The following is a 24,476-nucleotide window of genomic DNA, read 5'->3' as shown; positions in this document are numbered from 1 at the left end:
TTTTTCTTTATTTCATTCACTCCCCTTCTCCTATATAATTAATTAGGAACACGAAATTTTCCGAAATAGGAGGACATACATTTGGAGAAATTGGCAGAAAACAGATGGAAACGTTCAGAAGTGCCGGAAGAACTGACTTGGAACCTGACGGACTTGTTCCCCTCAAATGAGGCATGGGAAGCCGAGCTGCTTCAGATTGAACAGGATATTCTGGCAATCGCCGTTTATAAAGGCAGACTTCATGAAGGGGCGGGAACTCTTGTTGAGTGCCTGACTAAGCAGGAAAGGCTCATGGAGCGTTTCACCCGTGCCATGACCTATACCCACCTCAAAAAAACCGAAGATGTCACAAATCCCATCAACCAAGCGAATGCCTCAAGAATAGCCGCATTGCAGGCCAGAATGAATGCAAGCCTGTCATTTATTCAATCAGACATCCTCGATCTTCCCGAAACTTCAATTGAATCATACATAAACAGCGAAGCTCGGCTTGAGCCCTTCCGAAAGATGCTGACGGAGATGGCAGAGCGCAAACCGTACAAGCTTTCATCCGAAACGGAAGAAGCGTTGGCCGCACTAGGCGAAGTGCATCAAGCTCCCTATAAAATTTTCGGTATGGCGAAGCTCGCCGATATGCAGTTTGCCCCGATTCAAGATCAGGACGGAAATGAGCTGGCCAATTCCTTCGCTTTATATGAAGGGAAGTATATGCTCTCTCCTGACACAAGTATCCGCAGAAAAGCCTTTGATTCCTTTGTCGAAACATTGCAGCAGTATCAAAACACAATAGCCGCCGTATATGAAACAGAGGTCAAAAAGCAAGTGGGCATCTCACGGTTGCGCGGATATGAATCAGTCACCCATATGCTTCTGCAGCCGCAAAATGTCACACTCGACATGTATCACAATCAGCTTGATGTGATAAAAACCGAGCTTCGCCCGCATATGCGAAAATATGCAAGCTTGAAAAAACGGGTGCTGGGCCTTGAGCAGCTGCGTTTTTGCGATTTGCAGGCTCCGCTGGATCATGATTTTAATCCCAAAACCACTTTTGACGAAGCGACCCGCATGATCATTGACGCTTTAAAAGTGATGGGGCCTGAATATGTGCAAGTCATGGAAACGGCCTTGACCGAAAGATGGGTCGACTTGGCCGACAATATCGGCAAATCAACGGGCGCATTTTGTTCAAGCCCGTACGGTGTTCATCCATACATCCTGATGACCTGGACAGATACGATGAGGGATGTCTTTACCCTTGCACATGAGCTCGGTCATGCCGGTCATTTTTACTTTGCGAACAAACATCAAAGAATCATGAATGTCCGTCCGTCATTATATTTTATTGAGGCGCCTTCTACTATGAACGAAATGCTGCTCGCCCAGCACCTGTTCTCCCAAACAAACGATCCGAACATGAAGCGCTGGGTCATTAATCAACTGCTGGGAACCTATTATCATAATTTCGTCACCCACCTCCTTGAGGGGGAGTACCAGCGGAGAGTCTATCATTTGGCTGAACAGGGAGCCGCTCTGACCGCATCTGTTCTGTCAGACCAAACAAAGCAGGTGCTGTCCGAATTCTGGGGTGACGCGGTGGAGCTTGATGAAGGAGCAAGTCTGACATGGATGCGCCAGCCCCATTATTACATGGGGTTATATCCCTACACCTACTCAGCCGGGCTGACGGCTTCAACACTTATCTCGCAAATGATCAAGCATGAAGGCCAGCCGGCTGTGGACAGGTGGCTGGACGTCCTCAAAGCGGGCGGAACGATGAAGCCGCTTGCCCTCTTAAAACATGCCGGAATCGATATGTCGACAGACGCGCCGATCCGCCAGGCCGTCGCATATGTCGGAACGTTGGTCGATGAGCTTGAGACGTTATACGAAAAAAAATAAGCACGGCCGTTTGACGGCCGTTCTTTTTTCTTCCGTTACATTGAGCCTTCCGAAGCAAGCATCGGATTCCCTTTCATGCCAACCCACAGGTCAGACTGCTCCAAGCTATAGGCCATTCGAAGCAGCCAATGCTCCTTGCCCTTTGGCGCTGTAAACTGGACGCCGAGCGGAAGCCCGTCTTTTGTAAGATGGACCGGTACGCTCATCGCCGGCTGTCCTGTCAAGTTTGCAAGCTGTGTGAACGGTGTATAAGTGAGGCTCTTCAAAAACATGTCATATACAAGGGCCTGCTGCTCGTCTTTTTCCATTCCGCTCACTTTCATCAGCTCTTCGGCTTCTTTTTGGGTATGGGTCAGCTCGCCGATCTTTGGAGCCTGAAAAGCCGCAGCAGGTGTAACGTACATATCAAACGTTTTGTGGAATGCCGCCATTTGTGCGGCCGCTTTATCCCAAGAAGCGAGACTTGCTGTAAACTCCGCCGCTGTCACTTTTTTCCCGGCTTCATTGAGCACCCATGTGACAATTTCAACATCCTCTGCCGTGATCGGCCTCCCGAGCGTTTTTTCCATTCCTGCGATCATAGCGGAAATTTCTCCGCAGTTCATCAAATAATAATTTTCCATTAAGCGGAGCCCATCGACGTCATGGGTTTGCTCCTCAATATGATTCCCCTGTGCTTCAAGCCATTTAACCGTTTTATGGACAGCGTGTTTCGCCTCATCACTGACTGGCGTCCCGACTGGGGATTCTACAGAAAAGGCGATCTTAAGGCGGCGATTCATCCCCTCTTTCATATCTTCGACATATCGTCCCGGGAATAAAGGCGTCTGAAAAGCCGCTTCAGGCTGAATAACCTGGAGAATATCAAGCAGTGCGGCACTGTCCCTGACCGTTCGCGAAAGAACAAAATCAATCGACGCTCCCTGCCACTGCCGTCCCGTTCCGGGTCCTACCGGCGTTCTGCCCCTCGTCGGTTTCAATCCGAAAAGCCCTGTAAAAGAAGCCGGAATCCTGATGGAGCCTCCCCCGTCGCTCGCACCTGCCACAGGCACGATTCCCGCAGCGACCGCGGCTGCCGATCCACCGCTTGAACCTCCGGCCGAATATGCTTTGTTCCAGGGATTTTTTGTCGGACCGTACAATTCAGGCTCAGAAATGTTTTTCAGTCCGTATTCAGGCGTATTCGTATGGCCGATAAACAAGAAGCCGGCTTCCCTCATTCTGGCGACCCAATTTGAATCCTGCTTCGGAATATAGGTTTGCAAAAGCTTTGCACCCGCTGTCAGCGGCTCTCCTTTTACAGCCTGGGAAATATCCTTGAGAACAAACGGCACACCGGCAAACGGCTGCCGTTCGATGTCAATTCCCCCAATTTCCTGAAGGACTTTCTCTTTTCTCGTCCGAATCACAGCATTAAGCTCCGGGTTTACTTCTTCCAATCGCGAAAAGGCGGCATCAGTCAATTCGAGCGCCGATACTTCCTTTTTTTTGATAAGCTTAGATAGAGCGACGGCGTCATGCGCCATATATTCAGATATGTTCATACCAGTTCCCCCTCTTTTCGGTTCGCTGTTTACTATTGTGCATGAGCAACCGCAGGATTTCAATGGATTGAACTGCATCTGGATACCATTAAAAAGAAAAGGAGAAAGCGGAATGGAAATTAAAAAGCTTCCTTCAGAAAGCGCGCTGCCGATGGATTTGCTGCTGTTGGCGGACCCTTCGGAAAAAATGGTGAAAGCCTACATCAAAAGAGGCCAATGTTATATAGCCGAAGCCGCCGGCCGGATCATCGGTGTTTACGTGCTGCTGCCGACAAGGCCTGAGACGGCTGAGCTGGTCAATCTTGCAGTGAAAGAAGACCTGCAAGGCAATGGAATCGGAAAAACATTAATCAGGCATGCCATCCGGACCGCGAAAGCGCAAGGCTTCAAAACGGTCGAGATCGGCACGGGCAATTCAAGTATTTCTCAGCTGGCACTCTATCAAAAATGCGGATTTAGAATTACAGGGGTGGACCGAGATTTCTTTAAGCGGCATTATTCAGAACCCATTTATGAAAACGGAATCGCCTGCATTGATATGATCCGCCTGTCGATGGATGTATAAAAAAGCTGCCGGATAGCCGGCAGCTTTTTTTGCTGTCTGATCAATATTCGTTAAAGTATGTCTGGATTTTTTGGGGGTCGTTTGTTTTGGTCAGCGCAAGCATCAGCAATATTCGCGCCTTTTCCGGATTAAGCGAATTGGAGGCCAGCAGCTTCGCTTTTTCGAGCTCTGGATTTGGCGTGACAACACCGTTTTTGGTGCGGGTTGAACGAACGACTGCCAGGCCTTTTTTCATGGCAGCGGCGGCGCCTTTCTTTGCCTCGTCTGAAATGGAACCGTTTCCGCTGCCGGCATAAATGATGCCTTTTGCACCGGCTTTCACCGCTGCATCAAACAAATACCGACCATCGCTTTGATAGCCGTAAATAATATCGACTTGCGGCAGCCGAGCGATTTTTGCAATATCGAAATCGGTTTCCTTTGTGTGCTTTTTCGCGATATCATTAAAGAAATAAATGTCATTTGCAATCACGCCGAGATTGCCCATCTCCTCGGATTTGAACGTATCCGGCGTTGTTGTATTGGTTTTGGTTACATACCGTGCCGAAGCGATGCGGTCGTTCATGACGACCAGCGCTCCTTTGCCCTTGGCTTCCTTGCTCCCGGCCACTTTTACGGCATTGTATAAATTGGACGGTCCGTCAGCTCCGATTGCCGTTGAGGGCCTCATCGAGCCGACAATAACGAGCGGTTTATCGCTTTTGATGACAAGGTTCAAGAAGTAAGCCGTTTCTTCCAACGTATCTGTGCCGTGTGTCACGACGATTCCGTCGACATCGTCTGAAGCCAGCAGTTCCCCTGCGCGCTTGCTCAATTTCAGCAATGTTTGATTGGTCATGTTTTGACTTCCTATATTTGCGATTTGTTCACCGCTGATATTGGCAATATCCTGGAGTTCGGGTACGGCTTCTATCAGGGCGTCAACCCCGACTGCGCCCGCTTTATAATTGGTTGTCGACGTTTTAGACTTATCAGCGCCGGCAATCGTTCCGCCTGTTGCCAACATTCTGATGTTAGGCAGATTTTTCTGTTTTTGATCAGATTTGGCCGCAGCGTTTTCCACCTTCGCTTCAGCCCTGGTCTCATTTAAAGGCTCATTGGCCCCGGCGCAGCCCGTGATCATCAATAGCAATCCTAAAACAATAAACAGCATTCGCTTCTTCAACATCTTTTTGATCTCTCCCCGCTCCATATGTCAGTTGATTCAGTTGTATTTTCTCTTTCTGCTTGCCTTTAATACTAGTTTAAATTTTCGCAATATTAAGTCTTTATTTTCGTCAGATTTTCTGCTGTACTTTTCTAAGACGCCAAAAAGGAGAAAACCTTGTTTTCCCCTTTCTTCATTCGCCGCTATTATGTTAAAAGACGGAATTCTTCTTTGACTTTTTTCAGGAGCTCCTCATTCGTCATCAGGTCATAGGCGGTAAACGCCATCGATTTGGCTCCCAGCATCAATCCTTCAAACCCTTGACTGCTCATGGCCGCCTCCCGGAACTCCGGTGTATGGCATGCATATGGCTTATCGCAAATTTGCACATATGGGTGGATGGACGGTACAACCTGGCTGACATTCCCCATATCAACCGAGCCTCCTCCATCGGCTTTTTCGTGAATCGAATCCGGGTCAACCCCTAATTCGATCATGTTTTTTGTAAAGATATCTGATAAGGCTTCATTCGTTTTCAAATCATCATATGACAGCTCATAAAAAGAGCATTCAAGCCGGGCACCCGTCGCTAAAGCAGCCGCTTTGGCGCAGTTTTTCACTTTTTCGAGCAGTTCATTGACATAGCTGCGCTCTGCCCCTCTGACATAGAATTGGGCGACCGCATAATCCGGAACGACATTTGCCGCTTTTCCGCCTTCAGGTATGATGCCGTGAATCCTTGCATCAGGCAGGATATGCTGTCTGAGTGCATTAATGCCGTTGAATGTCTGAATCACCGCATCAAGCGCGTTGATCCCCTCATGCGGCGCGCCTGCGGCATGTGAGGCCTTTCCGAAAAATTCAAATTGAATCGCATCCATCGCCAGAGATGTTCCGCTTTTTTCGTGCCGGCAGTAAGGATGAACCATCATGGCTGCGTCAAGATGGTCAAAGATCCCCTGTTCGGCCATGGTCACTTTGCCGCCTTTTGTTTCTTCGGCAGGCGTTCCGTACACATACACTTTGCCTCCGCACGATGTCATGACTTTGCTGAGTCCGATGGCGGCTCCGACGGCCATCGTGCCGATAAGGTTGTGGCCGCAGGCATGACCGATGTCGGGAAGCGCATCATATTCCGCCATAAACCCGATGGCCGGACCGGGATGGCCGCTGTCATACACCGCAGTAAAAGCCGTCCGAAGGCCTGCCGTGCCCATCTCTACTAAAAAACCGTGTTTTTTCAGCTCTTCTGACAGGATCTTCGAAGCCTTGAACTCTTCATGCCCCAGTTCGGGATGATGGCCAATATACTGGCTGATATGCCATAAATCCGGCCGCACGTTTTCAATTTCTTTTTCAATTTGATTTTTCATCGTAGTGCTCCTTTCTCTTTTTACTGTTCCAAACCTTTCGGGGGGTTGACAAACCGATGCTGATCTATTAAAAATGTTTAAATATATATAACTATGAATAATAATACATTATAAAGGAGAGCACCCCAATGAGCAATGATACCTCTCAAAAAACCGGATTCCGATTCCCCCACACGTATGCTTTGATTTTTTTCATCATCATTCTTGCCGCTTTAGCCTCTTATTTGATTCCCTCAGGTGAATTTAAACGGATTGAAAAAGACGGCCGCACCGAAATCGTTCAGGGAAGCTACAGTCAAACAGACGCCGGTCCTGTCGGTATTTTCGATCTATTCAAAGCCGTACCGGAAGGAATGATCCAGTCGGCCGATATTATTTTTTACATCTTTTTGATCGGCGGGGCGTTTGGCATCATCCATCAGACCGGAATGATCAATGCCGGCGTCAATCTGCTCGTACAGCGCCTGAAAACAAGAGGCACCCTGCTGATACCCGTGATCATGACCGTGTTTTCTCTCGGCGGCGCAACGATCGGGTTGTCTGAAGAGACGATTATCTTCGTTCCGGTCGGCATCGCTGTTGCAAGAGCACTCGGCTATGATGCATTGACAGGAATGGCGATGATCTCCCTCGGCGCTGCTGCCGGCTTTACCGGCGGCATGCTGAACCCTTTCACCGTCGGAATTGCTCAGTCTATCGCAGAAGTTCCCCTTTTCAGCGCGTTCGGCTACAGACTTTTTGTATACTTTTTAATACTCGGTTTTGCGATTTTTTATGTGATGAGGTACGCGAAAAACGTTAAAGCCCATCCGGAAAAAGGGCTTTTGCACGGAACTCCGGCAGGTATGAACGAAGAAATTGCCGCCGGGCAGCAGATTGTGCCCTTCCATTGGCGGCACGGCCTCGTTCTTCTGATTGTTGTTTTAGGCTTTTCAATTAATATTTTCGGTGTATTTAGATGGGGCTGGTTTTTAAGTGAACTGTCGGCGGGCTTTCTCATCATCGGGTTTGCTGCGGGCCTTGCCGGAGGACTCACCATCAATGAGACATTCGAATCCTTTGTCGACGGCATGAAACAGGTCGTGTACGGAGCGCTCATCGTCGGATTTGCCCGCGCGATTGTCGTCGTATTGGAAGATGGTCAGATCATTGATACGATCATCAACAGTCTGGCTTCGGCAATCGGCTCCCTTCCAAAACGAAATCGGCGCCCTCGGCATGTACGCCGTCCAAGTGATCATCAATACGTTTATTCCTTCAGGAAGCGGGCAGGCGGCCACAACAATGCCTTTGATGGCTCCGCTGGCGGATTTATTGGGATTTGAACGCCAGATTGCGGTGTTTGCCTTTCAGTATGGGGACGGGATTACCAATTCGATCATCCCGACTTCAGGCGTGCTGATGGCTGCGCTGGCGATTGCCGGCATTCCTTATGACCGCTGGCTCAAGTTTGTCTGGAAGCTGATCGCCGGCTGGTTGATCATAGCCGCCGCGGCGATCGTGATCGCGATGATGATCGGGATTAAGTGAAAAGCCTTTACGGCTTTTCACTTGCCTGCTATCCCGAGAATTCTTGGTGCTCGTCGTTCATCAAGGATTTTCCGGGCAAACGGTTTTCTTTACATGTTATAAAATTCCACCCCGAAGTTTTACACTCTATTATTCTCAATTCGCATGACAAACTTTTTTATTTTACTGAACTTTTCACTCAAATAAGCGCCCCCTCAGAAATCAGGACTATTGATTCATCAATTTCCAATTCATAGGAATGATGCTTCTTTTTTGATTCTGCTCTCTGCGATCTCATAGTTTTCAGTCTATTTCTGTTCATTTCAGCACATGAAAACCGCCCCTCAATTCCCATTAATTTCATCTTCGAGTAATCCTTTTGGTGTAGTCTATTTATACCAACAAATCTTTGCAGTGATGCCTAAACTTGCAAAACATTGCCCAAAATTAGTATTTATAACCTATTCAACAATGATCCTTTAAACCTTAAAATGAGTACTGTTGTTTCTGTTTTTTTAAAGAAACTCAGGAAAAATGAAGATTTATAATCAAATTTTCACTGTTTCGCAAAATGGAACGACCGGGACTTCAGTCATTCTCATGACACGCAGCCGGCCTTTCATTTAGACAACAATGAAAAAAATAATAGACAAAAAGGAGACAGACATGCGCAGCAAAAAGTTATATTTGATGATGCTTTTGATGATTGTAGCCGTATTGTCAGCCGCATGTAGCGGAGGCAGTAAAAGTGCAAGCGCTGACAAAGACGAAGCAAAAAAAGCGGATAACGCAGAGATCAAAATACTCAGCACAGAATATACACTCCCTGATGATTCAACCACAAAATTAGCTGATGGTGAATTGATTTTAAAAGTGAAAGTGTCCATAAAAAACACGGGAAAAGAGCCATTATCCGTCACCCGCAGATCGTTCAACCTTTATCATGGCGATTCTAAAGTGACTGATGTGAACATTTATGATGCTCAGAATGAAAGATTGACGACTGCAACGCTAAACTCTGATAAATCAGTCGACGGATACCTGTATTACCAGGTTGAAAAAGGGGAAAAGTATCAGCTCGAATATGCGCCTGAAACGTATGGCGACGAAAAAATCGAACCGATTGAATTTGAAATAGACGGCGGCAGCAGCGCCATGCTGGAGTCTGCTAAAAAACTTGACGATCCGGCAAAAGCTTTGCTGGCTTATACAGACATTACGCTCTTCGGCAAGGATAATGAGGACTTCGAAAAATTGACCGGCGAAAACAAACGGGAAATCGTCACCGATTATATTGAAGGCGGCCAAAAATCGCTTATCAAGTCCATGGGCATCTATAATGAAGAAGATGTCGATAAAAAGAAACTGAACAAACTGATCAGCGCCATCCAAAACGCCTACCAAGATAAAGCGAAAGTCAAAGCGGTTACAAAAACGATGACTAGCGAAGAAGCAAAAGTCGAAGCAACCATCACACCAATCGACAGCTCAGACACGCAAAAGAGAGTCCAAAAGAGAATGGAAGAATACGTGAAAGACAGCGGGAAAAATTATATGTCCCGGGAAGAACTGATCAGCCCTACCATCGATGTCATGGCGGAAGAACTCAAAAAAGTGGAAACCGCCTCAAATGATAAAACCGTTGAAGTCACGATGAAGAAGACGAAAGACGGCAAATGGCAGCTTGATCTTACTGATTATGATACCGAGGATTATTTCTCAAGCTTCTTTAAAAACTAACAGCAAAAAAAGCACCTTTCTTTAGGTGCTTTTTTTGCTATCGTTTTTCAATGACAATAAAACAAGTGCTGTCAGGCAAAGTAGCTTCTTCTCCATTCACGTCTGTTAATTCAATTTTGGGAGAGAGATGCTCCTCATACCCTTCTTGCAAATAATGCTCAAAAACGAGGATATTCGCACGGCCGCCCAGTTCATTCTCAATACAGGCCCGAAACTCAGAAGGGGTAAAATAGCCAAACTGCTCCTGGACTTCATGCGGATACGCCTCTTCCCCCCATGTGTATGTATAGAGAAATTCCATCGCATCATTGGCATAAAGTACAGCCGCATCCTTCTCGATCTCAAGAATCTCTATCTGCCGTCCTTTAAAGTCACGGACATATCTTCCCAAGAAAGCCATTCCATCTGGATCTTTAAAGCGGATCCGGCGCACCTCCTCCTTATCCTCGGTCATAATGCCGTCCCTGATGATGATCCTGCCTTTAGGCCTCAGCACGTCAAACGAACTTGTTAAGGCTTTGGCGATGACCCTGTGATTAAATTTTCTGCCTTCATAAGGAATGCAGGAAAACAATTCATGAAGAATCGATGAAAACACGATCGTATCGACGCTTTCTTTCTCAATGTACTCCGGCAGGTCCAAAGCATCGGCCTGCTTGACCTTCCATGGTTTATGCTCCCGCACCTTCCTTTTTTGAAGCTCTTCAATGACATTGACAGACAGATCAATCCCGATGACTTCCGCTTCAGGATGATGCTCCGTCAGCAAATCCAGCATCACGCCCCCGCCCGCGCCGATATCAAGCATGTTCTTCCCGACGGCATATTCGGCAATCTTCTTTTTATAGTCTTCCGCGCCATTCATATCTGTCAAATAGGCCTGTTCATTTTGAAGGCGGTCAAATGAATCTTTCGGAAACTCAAAAAAGTCGTAAAGCAGAACGATCGCCCTTTCATATAACGGCGATTTCTCCGCTTCCTGACAAAACTCGATCAGCTTCAGCCCGGCCTTTGAAAACGAAAAGGTGACTCCTATGATTTCCGAAGCCGCATCAAACGGCTGAACGGACAGGGATACATGTTCATTAACAGCTGCTCCGTCATGAAGCAAATCTGTGATCGATACTTCTTTTAAATAGGCTTCAATAATCCGTTTCTTATAGATATTCGTATGCCGCACACCTTGATAATCTCGGTACATATCCCTCATCAGCGGTTCGAAGCTGATGTGTCTGACGGATAAAGGATTGACAGAGCGCCGGATCAGCAAAAAGATTTTGACAAACTCTTCAAAGCTGAAGGAGGAAAGCGCAGACTCCACATACCAAAAGTCTGCCTTGCCAAAGAAACGCCCGAGCTCTTCTTCTGCTGAATGTTCCTTGAGATACCGGTCATAAAGTCTGCTGTCTTCCCCCATTTCAATGGCTTGCCGCCGCAGCTTTTTCAGTCTTTCTGCAAACGGCCATTCTTGTTGGCGCTCACCTTCGGAAATCTGTTTCACGACCTGCTTGACATCCTGTTCGACCGATTCCCAAAGCCCGGCCGATACGCCTGCTATAATACATTTATTCAGCTGGTACAGCACCCGCTTGATATCGATGTCAACCGCATTGGCTGCCTCTATCCAATCCATCAGGGGCGCGAATTGCCGGTATCTCGACTCCCCGCGAATATACTGACCGACGAGGCCATGCGTTGCAATCAGCAGATAGATGAGTTCCTCGGTATCCTGCCGTTCGGCCATAAACGTCCGGCTGCGATTGGCGTAAATTTGGGCGGAGCCGATATTATGGATCGCCAGCTGAAACCCTTTCTCACGCCATTCCCGCCTTTTATGAGGCTGTCCGCATTTTGCTGTCTCACTCCAAATAAGGACTTCCTCAATGATATCTTGTTCCTTCTCAGGGATATCGGCTTGCTCCAATATGCGCAAAGTGTTTTCAACATAAAGAAGAACGGGATTTGAAGGCATTTTTTCCAGTGAAGGAATACGCTCCAAATTTACATTTCGCTCCTCAGTCAAAAACAGGTATCTTAGCCATTCCGCATGCCGCAAAACATGCCGATCCCCATTTTTCAGCTTCTCGATTGTCTCTAAAGATTGCAGACGTCTCATGTACCCTTCCCTCTTTTTCTATATGTATATGAACCATCATAAGGCAAATCGAATCATATAGAAATAGGACAAAATACACGATAAAAGGATATTTATAACGTTTGTCCGCAGTCTGCCGTTATGATCTGCCCTGTAACCGCCTCCTGCTCCAAAACCGCGCAGATCAGGCTGGCGATATCTTCAGGGGTTGCGATCCTCTCCAAAGGCAGATGACGGCTGAGCTGCTTCATTTTGTCTTCCTTGCCTTCCCACCATCTCGTCGCAACCGCGCCGGGCGCGATACTTGAAACCGTAATATCGGGAGCAAGCGCATGCGCCAACGATTTCGTCAGACCGTGCACCGCCGCTTTAGATACAGCATATGGAAGTGAAGACCCGGAACCCGTCAGTCCGGCGATACTGCCGACGTTCACGATCGCACCCCGTCCGCTCTTCTTCATCAAAGGAGCAGCCGCCCTGGCACAGTAGAACATCCCTTTGACATTCACGGCATAAAGCTCATCCCAGGCCTCATCGTCCGCGGCCTCCAAGTCGTCAAGCGGAATGTGCCGGGTGATGCTCGCATTATTTACAAGCAAATCGACGGTTCCGAACTCCCGCACCGCTGTTTCAAACATGTTCTCAACTTCGTTCGCCCGGGAAACGTCGGCTTTAATGGCGATTGCCCGTCCTCCGGTTTGCTGAATCATGCGCACCGTTTCCTCAGCTTCCGCTTCCGAACGTGAATAGTTCACCGCAACCGCCGCCCCGCGCTTTGCCAATTCAAGCGATACTGCCCGTCCGATTCCGGTGCCTCCCCCTGTTACGAGAGCCGCTTTATGTTGAATGTCCATTTTACTCCGCCCCTTCTCCAGTTGTTGATGCAAGCTGTGCTATGCCATTTCCAAACGACCAGTTTTCTTCCGTATTCTCGGTCACAATGATCATGACGTCCTCCATTCGAACGCCTGACCCGCGGTGCAGGCGTTCTGCGATGCGTCGATACAATGCTGTTTTTTCTTGGGTCCGCCTTTGTTTCATTGTGATTTGAATATAAATCAGATCTTTCGTTCGATTGATGTTCATATAGCCCGGATCGAAGAAAAATTCTTCTTCATCGTGCTGTGTAATGACTTGGAAGTAGTCGTCTTCCGGCACATCGATCGTCTCTGTCATCGCCTGATGAACAGAGCGGCTGATCGTTCGAAACTCTTCCTTTGTTCTGCCCTTCAGAAGATCAATTCGGACATACGGCATGTGATCATCCCTCCTTTTGTTTGATTTATAGTATATATTGCTTTTGTGGTTTAGTATAATTGAATCATTTGAACGATTTGTTCAATTTTATTGAACCTCATATCGGAGGGATTTGAACATGGATCTGAAAGCAGTAAAGACGTTTCATAAAATCGTAACTTGCAAAAGCTTCAATCGTGCGGCGGAAGAGCTGAATTATGCGCAGTCCACCGTCACGATGCAAATTCAAAAACTTGAAGCAGACCTTGGAATCCGCCTGCTGGAAAGGGGAAAAACATTCAGGCTGACCGAAGCCGGAAGACTGTTTTATGAACAAAGCAAACATATTGTCAAAGATATCGAACACCTGCAAAACAATATGTCGGACCTCCTGCTCGGCGAAGCCGGAAATATTCGCTTAGGGGCCTTAGAACCAATCGCAAGCCGCCGATTGCCCGAAATTTTGGGAGAATTTTTAGCAGAACATCCAAAGATCCGGATATCCGTCGAAATCGGAAACTCGGCGCCGCTCGCCGAACGGCTTTTGCAAGGGGAGCTCGACCTCGCCATCTGCTCGACGCCGGCAATCGGAACAGATCTTTATTTTGAACCGCTTTTTGCGGAAGAGCTGACAGTGCTCATGCCCGAAGGACACCCTGCGGCAGAATATGAGCGCGTCAGCTTGAAGGATCTCAGAGAGCATCGCCTGCTCATCACGGCTCACAACTGTACCTATCGGAAAAAAATCGAAATCGCCTTTCAGGAATTGCCCGGGAACCAAATGAACACAATGGAAATCGGCAGCATGACCGCATTGAAGAGCTATGTAGCCGCAGGACTCGGAATCGCCCTCGTTCCAAAAAGCATTGCCTCCTCGCTCCCTTCCGGAACAATAGTCCGCGACCTGAGCGACAGTCCGATCTCCATCAGTTTCGGCATCATCTGCAAAACGTCGGCATTTCCTCTGAAACACGCGACGGCCAAGCTCTATCATTGTTTAAAGGAAAAACTTCAAGGACAAAGAAAGGACCTTCCGAATTGATCCGGAAGGCCCTTCCCAAACTTACGCTTTATTTAGCGGAATCGTCATGTGCACTTGTCCGCCCCCCGTTTCCGCATTCCTGATGGCCAGATCGCCTTGATGCAGTTTTGCGACATTCAGAGCAAACATAAGACCGATTCCGTAATGTCCGTTGGATGTCCTGCTTTTATCCTCCATGTTTCCAACAGGATGCTTCCCATGCCTTTTCCTCTCCCCGTTTTTGATGTTCCACCGATTCGGAGCGGCGGTGTCGTTTGATATTGTAAGATGCTTTTATCGAGATTTCATCAAGACGGGAAAACGCAAAAAACCTTCCGAAACATCTCGGAAGGTTTTTTGGTGTCATGAAGGCATCAGTTCAAGATGATGGTCAAGGTCATCTTTTAATGCGGCTTCGATATCTTTAAACCGGTTCGATACCGTTGAAGCGCTGACGCCGTATTTTTTCGCAAGCTTCGCCTGGGAGACCGCTTTTTCAGATTTGGATATCGTGTTGATGAAATACTCCAATGCGGCGGCGAATGCTTCGGTTTTTTTGATGCTCGGGGCCTTTTTGGCGCAATACGATTTCCAAACGCCGAGCGCCCAAGAAACAAATGTTTCCGGATGTCCCGCATCAAGCATTCCTTTCTCAAGGACGCGTGCGGTTTCTCTTTCCATATCATTGGCCCATTCGATCTCTACGGAAGTGTTTGCAGAAGAGGCTTCATCTTTTTGGCAGAGCTTCATTAAAAGATGATGGAAATCTTCCCTCATCAGCCTTTCTGCCGTTCCGCCCTCGCTTGTAAAGCGTTCGAGCGCTTCCGCTACCTTGCTTTTGATGGTGTCCGCCATCTTCTTCGGATAGATCGTAAATTGCAGAAAGAATTCCGTATGTCCGCCGACTTGAATCGGAAAGCCGAGCACATATTCACCGATAAACGGTCCTTCTCTCTTCACATTCATGTTGATGGTGATGTCTTCGTTTGCAACCGCATCTTCAAAACGAACCGATCCATTTGCAATATCTTTGACCTGCAGCAAGGCCGGCGCCATATTGTTCCATGATTGAACGGCTTCTTTCGTTTGGGATCTGAGGATGGAGCCGCCCTTTTTGCGCAGATAATCCTCAAAAATCGTCAATCCGCCGTCTGCCAGCGGTTGGGTAAATACGCCCCACACGCCTAAATTAAAGACGCATATTTTTTGCGCAGACTCCTCTAAATCTGATAGAAAAGAATATTGATTGAGAAATTGATCGATCGTTTGTTTATGTTCTGTAAACGCAAATTCCATGACATCTTTTTGAATCTGTTTCAGCTCTTGCACCACAACGGACGGAACATCCGCCTTCGGATTGCCGCAGCACTTTTTATATTTAAGCCCGCTGCCGCAAGGGCAAGGCATGTTTCTCTTTACTTTTCCCACGATTAAACCTCCGTATCATATACTACAACTTTATTATTTTATCAAAACTTTGAAGAGGGGGGAAATCGATAATGAAAATGGGTATGAATTAGCGTAATAGTAAAATTTTTCAACGAACATGAACATCCGTTGAAAAATAGGATAAACACCCCATTTAAAAGCAGAAAAAACAACTATAAAATGGTTTATGTTGTTTGTTTCCCATCCCTTTATACTATACATGGAAAGGACGTTAAACACATTGCAATATGCAGGTTTTTGGGTCCGGGCAGGGGCGCTGCTGACCGACTGTGTGATTACGGTTGGTTTACATCTCTCATCTGCCCTGATATTTGGAGGGGGCTCCCCAGGTGTTCTATGTACAGCGGTGCTCGTTTACCTTTTCTATCCGCTGTTCATGCCGTTGACAAATCTTCAAGGCACGATTGGAAAAGCCGTTTTCAGAATTCGCATTGTTTCTAGTGAGAATGGCCAGCCGATAACTTTTCGACAGGCTGTCATCCGCTACTTCGCCGCATGGGTGCATATCATTTCAAGGCTGTTTTACCTGACAGTCGCTTTTTCAGAAAAGAAACAAGCCGTACATGACTTCGCAGCCAAGACGTATGTCATCAAAAAAACGTAGATTTACCGCTTACGCTTTCGATATTCTAATAGACTGATGACAAACAGCACAAGAAAACATCCCAGCCACTGAACAAGGCTTAAACGTTCGTTTAAAAACAATACCCCCAAGAAAATGGTGATCACCGGCCCGGCTATTGAAATCAAAGCCCCTCGTTCCGCTCCAATGCGCTTGATGCCTTCAAGCATAAATATAAAAGGAACAACCGTCGTTGCCACCGCAATGATGATAAATAAACCGTACATCTGGGCATCGTAGGAAAAAAGGTTAACCGGCTGCTCTCCGGCTGCTTGAATCGCCGTATACACGGCGATTGCCAAGCTTGCCGCCGACAGTCCATATGCATTCATTCGGATGCTGCCGATTTCGTGGACAAGCCGTCCTGATACGACCAAATAAACGGCATAAAAAATGGCAGACAGGATAATCAACACAGCTCCCGTCATATTCGCTTTTACCGCATGTAAATCCCAGCCGCCAACGGCCAAAAACAGCCCGCCGCCCACAAGGAAAACCGCGCCAAGATGTCGGATCGGCATCCTCTTTCTGTTCAACAAAGCAGACAGGATCAGCACGAAAATCGGATAGCTCATCACCAGCATCCGCTCGACAATCGCCGAGACATAATGAAGGCCGATGAAATCAAACAAGGGTGACAGGAAAAAGCAGAGCAGCCCCGCAGTGCAGGCTTTGATGACATCCTTATGTTTCGGTTTGGGCTTTGAACGATAGATCATAAAATCCCCCAAAACATTGGCGCCGCAATCAATTGCCGATACAATAAAACCGCCTCCGGAGCCGCCCCTTGTTCATAAGCCCATTTCACAAGAATGGATTTTGACGCAAAAGACATCGTTCCACATACGATAAAACATATGCCGGCAGCCGCCTGAAGGCTGCCACGCAAATCCCCGCTCTGCTCAACTGTACTCTTCTCAGCTCGTTTCATATCCCACAATCATCCTTTATTCATCAATATGCTTTTTGATAAAATGAAGCAATGTATTTCCCTGCGCCGTCAAAATGACGCCTTTCCCCGAACATTTTGGACAATGAAGCCCGTCTTCTTTGCCGCTGCCTTTGCAATGCGGACAAGGAATTTCCAAGTCGTCTGTTGCAATCACCATCTGGTCCACCTCCATTCATACTGTCATCTCTATCGGCCGCACCGGCCAGCCTTCCTCCATGGCCGTCACCTCCTTAAAGAATGCAAAAAAACCCTCGCCACAAAAGGACGAGGGTCTCGCGGTACCACCTTTTTTAATCGCAAATACGATTCGCTCACAAACATACGGAAAGGGATCACCCTTTCGATATGTTTCTCTTGATAACGGAGAGAACATCCCGGCGCCGCCTACTGACGGAATCCGTTCAGCGGAGCGATTCAGAAGCCCATTCGGCATCAGGGGGTCATCGGTTCACACCAGCCACCGACTCTCTTAAAACCCCTCGCTGACACGTACTTGCTCTTCCTCCATATCGTTTGACCGTTCATAATTTGTAAAATATATTACTCTGAAAATGGATTTGTGTCAATCAGCGTTTTCTGTTCGTTTTTTGACGGACTGCAAATCGGCTCGTAATTTAACTTGAATGCCGGCTCCGCCAAAATTGCGGGACTTGAACGTTGGAAGTGGCGTACCTTTATTGAATGAGCTCATCATGCATGATGAGTTGCTTTTGCTGGCTCAAATTAGTAATATAAATGTATGGAATAACATATTTTCATCAGTCGACATAGAAAGAAATACAGTATCGCTGCCACATGTAAAAGTATTTCTTCTTTAAGAAATGCATACAATAAAAAAGACCCGACTGCGCCAACAGTCGAGTCATCATACACAAAGCGGCCTGTCAAGGGGCTTGCTCAGATAGCTCTAACGCAGACACTATCCCTTTCACTTGCCAAGGCTTAAGGGAGTGTCTATTTTTCTTTCTTAGACAACACGGCAATCAGCATGCCGAAAGCCATCATTATAGAGATTGTTTCATATGTTGTCATGATGCATCACCCCCTTTCAAATGGGGATGAGCAAGAAACTCCCTCAAGCGAGCATATAGCTTTGTGTACAAAGAATATTTTACCATAACACTTCAAATGCCGAGAGACCTTTCCATCTCCAAAAACAAAATATTGAGGCTGAATGCAGGAACTAAAAAAACCTTATCGCTGCGCAAAAAAGTCGCCCCAAAGGAGAGCGACTTTTTTGGTCATGCTTTTTGAAAAAGCACCAGCCGTTATGATTTCTTATTCCGGTCTGCAAACACCGTCATGGCGTCGCACATGAACTTCGCCAAGCCGGTGCCGTATTGATCGATGTTTTTCGTAAAGCGTTCGTCATCGACATACATTTGCCCGATGCATTTGAAAGCCTCAAGCGAAAAGTGGTGGCCTGAATTTTGGTTTAAAAAATCATACCATTCTTGAATGGCCGCCTGTGCCTCATCTGAGTCAGGCTCGCCTTTTCGCAGGGCGGCGATTTTTCTGTAAATGTTGTTAAATTGCTGTTCCACCGCTTTTCTTTCATCTTCAGACATGGCGGCGTAATGAGCCTTCGTTTTGTCGATGGCCTCATCTCCCCAGCGTTCACGCGCTTCCTCCTCGTAAGGGTTTTGGCTGAAATCGAAGCCTGCAAATTTTTCTTCATTCGTCATGTCGATTTCTCCTTTCGTAAATTGTATCGTCTTATCGATTGTCTCGATCATTTGATCCAGCCTTCTGCGTTTTTCCAGCAGCATTTTTCTGTGCATCTGCAACGCTTCATTGCGGTCAAATGAAGGGCTCTCGAGAATGTTCCTAATTTTTTTCAAAGGGAAGTCGAGCTCTCTAAAAAATAAGATCTGCTGCAGCTTTTCCAGATCGTCATCTGAATATAGCCGATAGCCTGATTCGGTCGTCTCCGATGGAGTCAAAAGTCCGATATCATCATAATGATGCAGTGTGCGCACACTGATGCCGACCAAATCGGCAACTTCTTTCACCTTCATTTTCATGAATGTCGCCTCCCTTTGATATTGACTATAAAGTATCACGCAACGTGAGAGTCAATGCGGATTTTTAAATTTTTTTGCACAAAAAAAGCAAGCCTCGGCCTGCTTTACGTTTAATCCCTTATACTTGCTACTTGAAGCTTCTGTTTTATTTTTTCCATCATTTCAAAATAATTTTCCTTCAAGCTGCCGTTCGGACGGGAAAGAAAGTGCATCTCATCTTCATCCCGGTATGTTCTGGCGGTAAATAGCTCGGTCCCTTTTTCATCAAAGCAAGTGAGAATGATAAAATCGTAATAATACTCGAACAAACCTGTAGCCCCATCGTATTCACCACAGTCAATTTGCCGGTATTTTTTCAGCAAATACGTGTCATCATGAATCTGCCATACCCATTCCTCACATTCAAATGGCTCGTTATAGATGACGTTAGACATTTTGGATGGCATTCCTTAAAAACAGATCATCCAGCCATTCGTCTATCTGGCCTGTTGAAAATCCTTTCGAGACATTCAGGTCAATCAGCGTCCCGCCTGAATAGCCGAACGAAGCGGATCTATCCGCGATTGTATCAGGTCCTTTTTTCAAGACGTTCTTTAATTTGACCAGCATATTGCCAAAGCTTTTCTCCAAATCGCTTTTCGGGTCGGCGGCCGCTTGAATGACTTGTTCAAGTTTCTCATTTCCGCCGATGATGTCACCCGCTTCATTCAAACTGACATCCGCCAGCGTCAGCCCGGCCATCGTTTTTAAAAACTCATTGACATGCCATTTTTCGTAAGCGACTTTGTCTATTGGCTTTCCATTCTGTTCACCGACATAATCCGAATGGCTTAACAGCCGCGCTCCCAGCTGTTCTACCCCATTCAGCGCCTTTTCTATTTGTGCTCTTTTTTGATCGTCAAAAGTCCCTTCAACTGTAATGTGATTTTTGCCATCGACATGAATCTGCATGCTTTCATTTTCCGCAAGGGTAATGCCGTTTTCTCTGAGGGCTTTTTCGATCCGGCTGTTTAAACGCTGTCTGTTTACATATAGATGATAAATTTCAAACTGTACGCCATTCATCTGCGATTTTAAAGATGGTCCGTTTTTTTGCGCTTGTTCAGCCTGCTTGCTGATGGTCAGCGTGTCTTTTTTTGCGGCGGCTTGGGTCTCAGACCTATTAGTTTTTGCCGGCTGTTTGTGTGAAACTGCATCCATCAGCTTTTCAGTATAAAGCGCAAGTTTTACCTTGTCTCTAATATTCATGGGAGCTCCTTTCGTCGATTATGCGCTTTTATTTTTTATATCGGTCAACACGAATCTAAATTTTACCACCCATATGTTTGATCATACCGGCAGCTGTCTTCAACCGCGGTGATTTCCAAGTTGAACTGCCCCAAGCGAGGGAGTAGCATCTGACATTCCATGTCGTTTTGACCGGGAGCGCCAGTTCCGGTTTGAGATCCGGAAACAATGTCCCGCCCGAAACCGTTTTATGCCAGACTCCCTCTTCTTTGTTCAACACCTCTCTAAAGGTATGGCCGAGACGTTTGCCAGTTTCACCGCAGCCGTTGGAGAAACGGTTTCTTTTCCAGGGCTGGATATCGATGATGGAGACAGATTAGCCGTATACGTGCCGCTTTTCATTCTGTCGATGAACTCAAAGGCTGTAATCCCCGGCCATCAAATGAACCGTTGTTAGAAAGCACAGCCGCAATGTACTTTCCTGTTTCCGCACTGCTTATCCTTCCACAGGCTTCGCCACACTGCCTAAAAACAAAATCATTCCGGTTTTTTCATCAAACACCGCGAAATAAAACGGATGATCGACGGTCATTGTCACATCGGGAACGGCGCCTGATTCAACAATCTCGACCTTCGTAGCCGCGGCAGCTTCAGTGCCTGCCTCATCCACTTTGATAAACGTATGATGCTTGACCTCCTTTATGTATCCGGCCAGATCACCGGCAAACATATTTGAAAAATCCGCCTGGTGAAATACCGTTTTCAGCCCGAGCTGCTTCAGGGGATCGTTAAGCACATATTCCGCATCAATAGAGAAACGGGGAAGCTTCAATTCCACCTGTTTCATTTCCCAGCGCGCTTGCGATTCGCGCCAATTTTCATATGTCCATTCCTTCAGCAATGATTGAAGGTTTTCTGTTTTTTTCGGAAGAAACACAGCCAGGGCCAGGCCGTCGTCTTTGTACGGCAGCTTCACAGCTTGGAATCGCTTTGTTTCCTGATAAGAAAAGCGGTTTGTCTGCGTCATCATGGGATGGTCTTTTTTGGAGCCGTCCGCCGCATAAAACGGGTGAGGAGCGGTCAATTTTTCGTCAAACGGTTGCTTCCAGTATTCTTTAAAAAAGACGGCATTGATGATGTAAGCGATAGTATCAGGTGGTACTCTGTCGATGATTTGATCGATATGCCCTCCAGTCTTTTTCGCCGTCCAGGCGTTTACCTCATCTGCCGCCAGTTGGGGATCTTTGTTCAGCTGATAAGCGTCTCCAAGGCCTGCGATCTTGTCTGTAAAACCTTTCTTGAGCTCCGGCTTCGACCATATGGAGTTGGCGGCGGAAAATTCGCCGTGCGGCAGCGTTTTGTACGATTGGATCAAGGATCTTGACGATTGGTTTATCGACGTGATGTCCATCTGCTCGATAGATAAAGCATGGAGAATCTCTTTCCGGCTGTCCCCGGCAGCTCCATTGGCCGTCATGAGCAAAGCCTGCTGCACGCTGTATGGAGAGATGAACATATTTTGAGAACCCCCGGCTTTTTTCATCATTTCATGAAACAAATCAAGAGCGAATTGCTGTTCAGCCGCGGCAAAAGACGGTTCAACATCCGGCGATGACCGCTGTTCGGGTGATTCTTTTGATTGTTGAAGAGACGGCTCCGGCTCTGTTTCCCCTCCGCAGCCCGCCATGATGAAAAGCACGCTCATAACGATTGCCAGAGTTTTCGGTTTACCTATCATGTTTTCCGCACCTCCTATTGTGTTAGTGGGTTCGCCGATTGAAAACGTTACACAAAAAAGCGACCGGCTCTCACGCCGATCGCTTTATTTTTTCGTGACATGAGATCACTGCTCTTTCAGAGCCAGCTCCCGCAATTCCTTTTTGACGATTTTGCCGAGTCTGTTTTTTGGAAGGCTGCCGGCAAACACGATTTCCGGGATTTTATAATCTGCTAGACGCTCTTTGCAGAAATCGATGATATCCTGTTCAGACAGAGAGGAGCTCTCGTTTTTCACGACATATGCCCGCGGCGCCTCCCCGTACGTCTCATCGGGAACGCCGATAACGGCCGACTCCACTACGCCAGGGACCTGATCGATAATCTCTTCCACCTGGTCAGGGTATATATTATCCCCGCCGTATACAATCACATCTTTATAACGGCCTGTAATATATAAAAAGCCGTCTTCATCAAGCTTGCCCGAGTCGCCCATGTTAAACCAGCCATCCTTCAGCACCTTTTCCGTGGCCGACGGATTTTGATAATACCCTTCAAACACATACGGGCTCTTGATGACGACTTCTCCGATTTCACCCGCCGGCAGCTCTTGACGCGTGTCCGGATCTACGATTTTGACGCTGACGTGCGGAATCGGTTTACCGGCGGAATTGACTTTATCCCAGCCCATGTCCGGCCGCCAGACGCTGACGGTCCAGGCTTCTGTGCTTCCGTAGCCCTGCACCATTTGGATGCCGTGTTCTTTATACTCTTTTATCAGCCGCGCCGGAACCTTCGTCCCGCCTGAAACAAGGCTGATGATCGATGACAGGTCAAACGGCCGCCTCTTCATTTCCTCCAGCATATAGGTGTATACAGACGGAAACGCCATCATCATGTGAATCTGTTTTGCTTCGATTTCCCGCAAAATCTCAACCGGCTCCGGATCCCATAAGAAGTAGAGTGCGACCCCTTCAAATGCGCCTTGAAATACATGATTCAGCGAGCTCATATGATACAGCGGATGACTTGCGAGAAAACGGGTTCCTTTCAGCCGTTTCCCTTTTACCTTCATATCTGTCAAATAAGCAGCCAGACTGCCGTGGTTGACCATGCAGCCTTTCGGATTTCCGGTCGTACCGGAGGTGAACAGCATCAAAGCCAAGTCGTGTTCTGTCACCTGCTTTGCCTCAACCTCTGAAGGCCTGTCTTTCAGGAGGCTTTCAAACTGTTCGGTCGTGTCCATTCCGGCGCCTGCTTCAATCAGGCGGCAAAGTGCGAGGTGTTGACGAAGGGGCGACAATATATCGGCAAACTCCCGGTCATAAAACATCACCTTAGGCTGGGATTTGTTTAAAATCCCTTTCAACTCATAGGACGTCAGCTGCCAGCTTAGCGGAACGGCAGTCGCGCCGATCGTTAATGATGCCAGCAAAATAACGGGGAAGTGGTGGGTGTTTTTACATAAGATCGCAATATGATCTCCCTTTTGAACACCCTCTTCCAGCAGATAATGCGCCAATTGGTTCACCCGGTCACGATATTCCTTAAACGTAAACGTTCGGTTTCCTCCTGATAATGCTTCCAATTCATCAGAGCTTTCCATATAATCATGGATTAATTGCTGAAGTGTACCCAAAATATTCATCTCCACATTTTCATTGTTTCTCACAAAACCCGGTTAGATTATGTGACGTACAAACAATTCTAAAACAAAAAATATCCATTGTAAAACCATTTCAATATGGAATTATTCTGTTTATGAATTGATAACAAAAGTAAGTATTTTGGATGATCAAAACGTTTTTTGAAGCGCTCTGACTTATGATAAAATTGACCTATGTTTTTATCGATCAGTGAAATTTGATTCTGATCCCCTTTCACATGATGTCGGAAATGAGGAAACCTTCATGAAGCACCATAGGCTCGAAGCGAATCTATTGGATCATGCCCTGACAAAATATTTGCGTTATTCAAAGAAATTGGACGAAGAAACACTTCCCATGAACGTCACAAGCGTTAAAGGGTTTATTTTGCGTATCATTTACAGACATGAAACATGTACGGTCAAGGACATTCTGCAGGAAGTATCTCTATCTCCATCAGCAACAACAAATGCACTGAATCATTTGGAAGAAGAAGGACTTGTCATCAGGTCAAGAAACAATGACGACCGCCGCACCGTCTGGCTTGAGCTTTCACAGGATGGGAAGCGGATCGCTGCGCAAATGGTAGAAAACCGCCAGTCATTGATTGACAAGATGTTCGACAAACTGCCAAAAGAGGAAAAAGCGGCTTTTTTCTCTTTAATTGAAAAGGTTTTTCTGTCATCCTTTCAGCGTGATTGAAAACTC

At 46.9% G+C, this 24,476-nt stretch carries 22 protein-coding genes, 2 pseudogenes and 1 other annotated feature; of the genes and pseudogenes, 7 read left to right on the top strand and 17 right to left on the bottom strand.

Annotated elements, in window-relative coordinates; all coding sequences use genetic code 11:
• Positions 1 to 81 precede the first annotated feature (81 nt).
• Entirely contained in the window at positions 82 to 1,902 is a 1,821-nt protein-coding gene (gene pepF / locus BTR1S_RS14370) for an oligoendopeptidase F (RefSeq protein WP_029419436.1), read from the top strand.
• A gap of 35 nt (positions 1,903 to 1,937) precedes the next feature.
• Here the strand turns inward: pepF and BTR1S_RS14365 are convergent, their stop codons facing one another.
• Positions 1,938 to 3,446: an amidase gene (locus BTR1S_RS14365; protein ID WP_029419437.1), complete on the bottom strand. Its 1,509-nt coding sequence runs from the start codon at positions 3,444 to 3,446 to the stop codon at positions 1,938 to 1,940.
• 112 nt (positions 3,447 to 3,558) lie between these two features.
• On the opposite strand from BTR1S_RS14365, the gene BTR1S_RS14360 reads away from it, so the two are divergent.
• Complete coding sequence (locus tag BTR1S_RS14360) at positions 3,559 to 4,011, top strand: GNAT family N-acetyltransferase (RefSeq protein WP_006640103.1); 453 nt, start codon at positions 3,559 to 3,561, stop codon at positions 4,009 to 4,011.
• A gap of 40 nt (positions 4,012 to 4,051) precedes the next feature.
• Here the strand turns inward: BTR1S_RS14360 and BTR1S_RS14355 are convergent, their stop codons facing one another.
• Together BTR1S_RS14355 and BTR1S_RS14350 are read right to left on the bottom strand one after the other, a co-directional pair.
• The gene (locus BTR1S_RS14355; RefSeq protein WP_029419438.1) at positions 4,052 to 5,179 is read right to left on the bottom strand and encodes a type II asparaginase; all 1,128 of its coding nucleotides are present in this window, start codon (positions 5,177 to 5,179) and stop codon (positions 4,052 to 4,054) included.
• Between the two features lie 185 nt (positions 5,180 to 5,364).
• The gene (locus tag BTR1S_RS14350; protein ID WP_006640101.1) at positions 5,365 to 6,531 is read right to left on the bottom strand and encodes a M20 family metallopeptidase; all 1,167 of its coding nucleotides are present in this window, start codon (positions 6,529 to 6,531) and stop codon (positions 5,365 to 5,367) included.
• A gap of 128 nt (positions 6,532 to 6,659) precedes the next feature.
• On the opposite strand from BTR1S_RS14350, the pseudogene BTR1S_RS14345 reads away from it, so the two are divergent.
• Together BTR1S_RS14345 and BTR1S_RS14340 are read left to right on the top strand one after the other, a co-directional pair.
• A pseudogene (locus BTR1S_RS14345) lies at positions 6,660 to 8,061 on the top strand (YfcC family protein).
• Between the two features lie 645 nt (positions 8,062 to 8,706).
• Positions 8,707 to 9,780 (top strand): DUF5105 domain-containing protein, encoded by a 1,074-nt coding sequence (locus tag BTR1S_RS14340; protein ID WP_029419439.1) that lies wholly within the window; start codon positions 8,707 to 8,709, stop codon positions 9,778 to 9,780.
• A 37-nt stretch (positions 9,781 to 9,817) separates the two neighbouring features.
• Here the strand turns inward: BTR1S_RS14340 and BTR1S_RS14335 are convergent, their stop codons facing one another.
• The 3 genes from BTR1S_RS14335 to BTR1S_RS14325 all read right to left on the bottom strand — a co-directional run bounded on the left by BTR1S_RS14335 (position 9,818) and on the right by BTR1S_RS14325 (position 13,132).
• A complete protein-coding gene (locus tag BTR1S_RS14335) occupies positions 9,818 to 11,896 on the bottom strand; it encodes a class I SAM-dependent methyltransferase (RefSeq protein ID WP_034326567.1) in 2,079 nt (692 codons plus the stop codon).
• A gap of 92 nt (positions 11,897 to 11,988) precedes the next feature.
• Entirely contained in the window at positions 11,989 to 12,729 is a 741-nt protein-coding gene (locus BTR1S_RS14330) for an SDR family NAD(P)-dependent oxidoreductase (RefSeq protein ID WP_006640095.1), read from the bottom strand.
• A gap of 1 nt (position 12,730) precedes the next feature.
• The gene (locus tag BTR1S_RS14325) at positions 12,731 to 13,132 is read right to left on the bottom strand and encodes a tautomerase family protein (protein ID WP_029419441.1); all 402 of its coding nucleotides are present in this window, start codon (positions 13,130 to 13,132) and stop codon (positions 12,731 to 12,733) included.
• A 118-nt stretch (positions 13,133 to 13,250) separates the two neighbouring features.
• Here BTR1S_RS14325 and BTR1S_RS14320 point away from each other — a divergent pair, with 118 nt between their 5' ends.
• On the top strand, positions 13,251 to 14,153 hold the full coding sequence (locus BTR1S_RS14320) for a LysR family transcriptional regulator (protein ID WP_029419442.1): 903 nt from the start codon (positions 13,251 to 13,253) through the stop codon (positions 14,151 to 14,153).
• 21 nt (positions 14,154 to 14,174) lie between these two features.
• Here the strand turns inward: BTR1S_RS14320 and BTR1S_RS22580 are convergent, their stop codons facing one another.
• Positions 14,175 to 14,330: an ATP-binding protein gene (locus BTR1S_RS22580; protein WP_236836392.1), complete on the bottom strand. Its 156-nt coding sequence runs from the start codon at positions 14,328 to 14,330 to the stop codon at positions 14,175 to 14,177.
• 165 nt (positions 14,331 to 14,495) lie between these two features.
• Positions 14,496 to 15,560, bottom strand: a complete 1,065-nt coding sequence (locus BTR1S_RS14310; RefSeq protein ID WP_006640092.1) for a YecA family protein — start codon at positions 15,558 to 15,560, stop codon at positions 14,496 to 14,498.
• Between the two features lie 241 nt (positions 15,561 to 15,801).
• Here BTR1S_RS14310 and BTR1S_RS14305 point away from each other — a divergent pair, with 241 nt between their 5' ends.
• Positions 15,802 to 16,185, top strand: a complete 384-nt coding sequence (locus BTR1S_RS14305) for an RDD family protein (RefSeq protein WP_006640091.1) — start codon at positions 15,802 to 15,804, stop codon at positions 16,183 to 16,185.
• 2 nt (positions 16,186 to 16,187) lie between these two features.
• On the opposite strand, the pseudogene BTR1S_RS14300 reads toward BTR1S_RS14305, so the two are convergent.
• The 9 genes and pseudogenes from BTR1S_RS14300 to BTR1S_RS14260 form a co-directional block, all read right to left on the bottom strand.
• Positions 16,188 to 17,134 (bottom strand): annotated as a pseudogene (locus BTR1S_RS14300) (DMT family transporter).
• 16 nt (positions 17,135 to 17,150) lie between these two features.
• A complete protein-coding gene (gene rtpA, locus BTR1S_RS14295; RefSeq protein WP_006640089.1) occupies positions 17,151 to 17,312 on the bottom strand; it encodes an anti-TRAP protein in 162 nt (53 codons plus the stop codon).
• Positions 17,313 to 17,412: 100 nt separating this feature from the next.
• Positions 17,413 to 17,671, bottom strand: a binding site (T-box leader).
• A 438-nt stretch (positions 17,672 to 18,109) separates the two neighbouring features.
• A complete protein-coding gene (locus tag BTR1S_RS23355) occupies positions 18,110 to 18,187 on the bottom strand; it encodes a putative holin-like toxin (protein WP_100244908.1) in 78 nt (25 codons plus the stop codon).
• A gap of 236 nt (positions 18,188 to 18,423) precedes the next feature.
• A complete protein-coding gene (locus BTR1S_RS14285) occupies positions 18,424 to 19,179 on the bottom strand; it encodes a MerR family transcriptional regulator (RefSeq protein WP_006640087.1) in 756 nt (251 codons plus the stop codon).
• A 110-nt stretch (positions 19,180 to 19,289) separates the two neighbouring features.
• Positions 19,290 to 19,613, bottom strand: a complete 324-nt coding sequence (locus BTR1S_RS14280) for a hypothetical protein (RefSeq protein WP_006640086.1) — start codon at positions 19,611 to 19,613, stop codon at positions 19,290 to 19,292.
• Positions 19,606 to 20,427, bottom strand: a complete 822-nt coding sequence (locus BTR1S_RS14275) for a DUF4885 family protein (protein WP_029419445.1) — start codon at positions 20,425 to 20,427, stop codon at positions 19,606 to 19,608. Before BTR1S_RS14275 ends, BTR1S_RS14280 begins: the two co-directional genes overlap by 8 nt.
• Before the next feature lie 55 nt (positions 20,428 to 20,482).
• Positions 20,483 to 20,683, bottom strand: coding sequence for a hypothetical protein (locus BTR1S_RS23350; RefSeq protein WP_006640084.1), 201 nt, complete (start codon positions 20,681 to 20,683; stop codon positions 20,483 to 20,485).
• Positions 20,684 to 20,902: 219 nt separating this feature from the next.
• Positions 20,903 to 22,144: a serpin family protein gene (locus tag BTR1S_RS14265; RefSeq protein WP_029419446.1), complete on the bottom strand. Its 1,242-nt coding sequence runs from the start codon at positions 22,142 to 22,144 to the stop codon at positions 20,903 to 20,905.
• Positions 22,145 to 22,249: 105 nt separating this feature from the next.
• Positions 22,250 to 23,761 (bottom strand): class I adenylate-forming enzyme family protein, encoded by a 1,512-nt coding sequence (locus BTR1S_RS14260; protein ID WP_006640082.1) that lies wholly within the window; start codon positions 23,759 to 23,761, stop codon positions 22,250 to 22,252.
• A gap of 271 nt (positions 23,762 to 24,032) precedes the next feature.
• On the opposite strand from BTR1S_RS14260, the gene BTR1S_RS14255 reads away from it, so the two are divergent.
• Positions 24,033 to 24,470 (top strand): MarR family winged helix-turn-helix transcriptional regulator, encoded by a 438-nt coding sequence (locus tag BTR1S_RS14255; RefSeq protein ID WP_006640081.1) that lies wholly within the window; start codon positions 24,033 to 24,035, stop codon positions 24,468 to 24,470.
• Positions 24,471 to 24,476: the final 6 nt, after the last annotated feature.

It is taken from the genome of Bacillus sonorensis NBRC 101234 = KCTC 13918, from assembly GCF_001592005.1.
Taxonomy (GTDB): Bacteria; Bacillota; Bacilli; order Bacillales; family Bacillaceae; genus Bacillus; species Bacillus sonorensis.
This window is presented reverse-complemented; position numbering and strand designations above follow the sequence as displayed.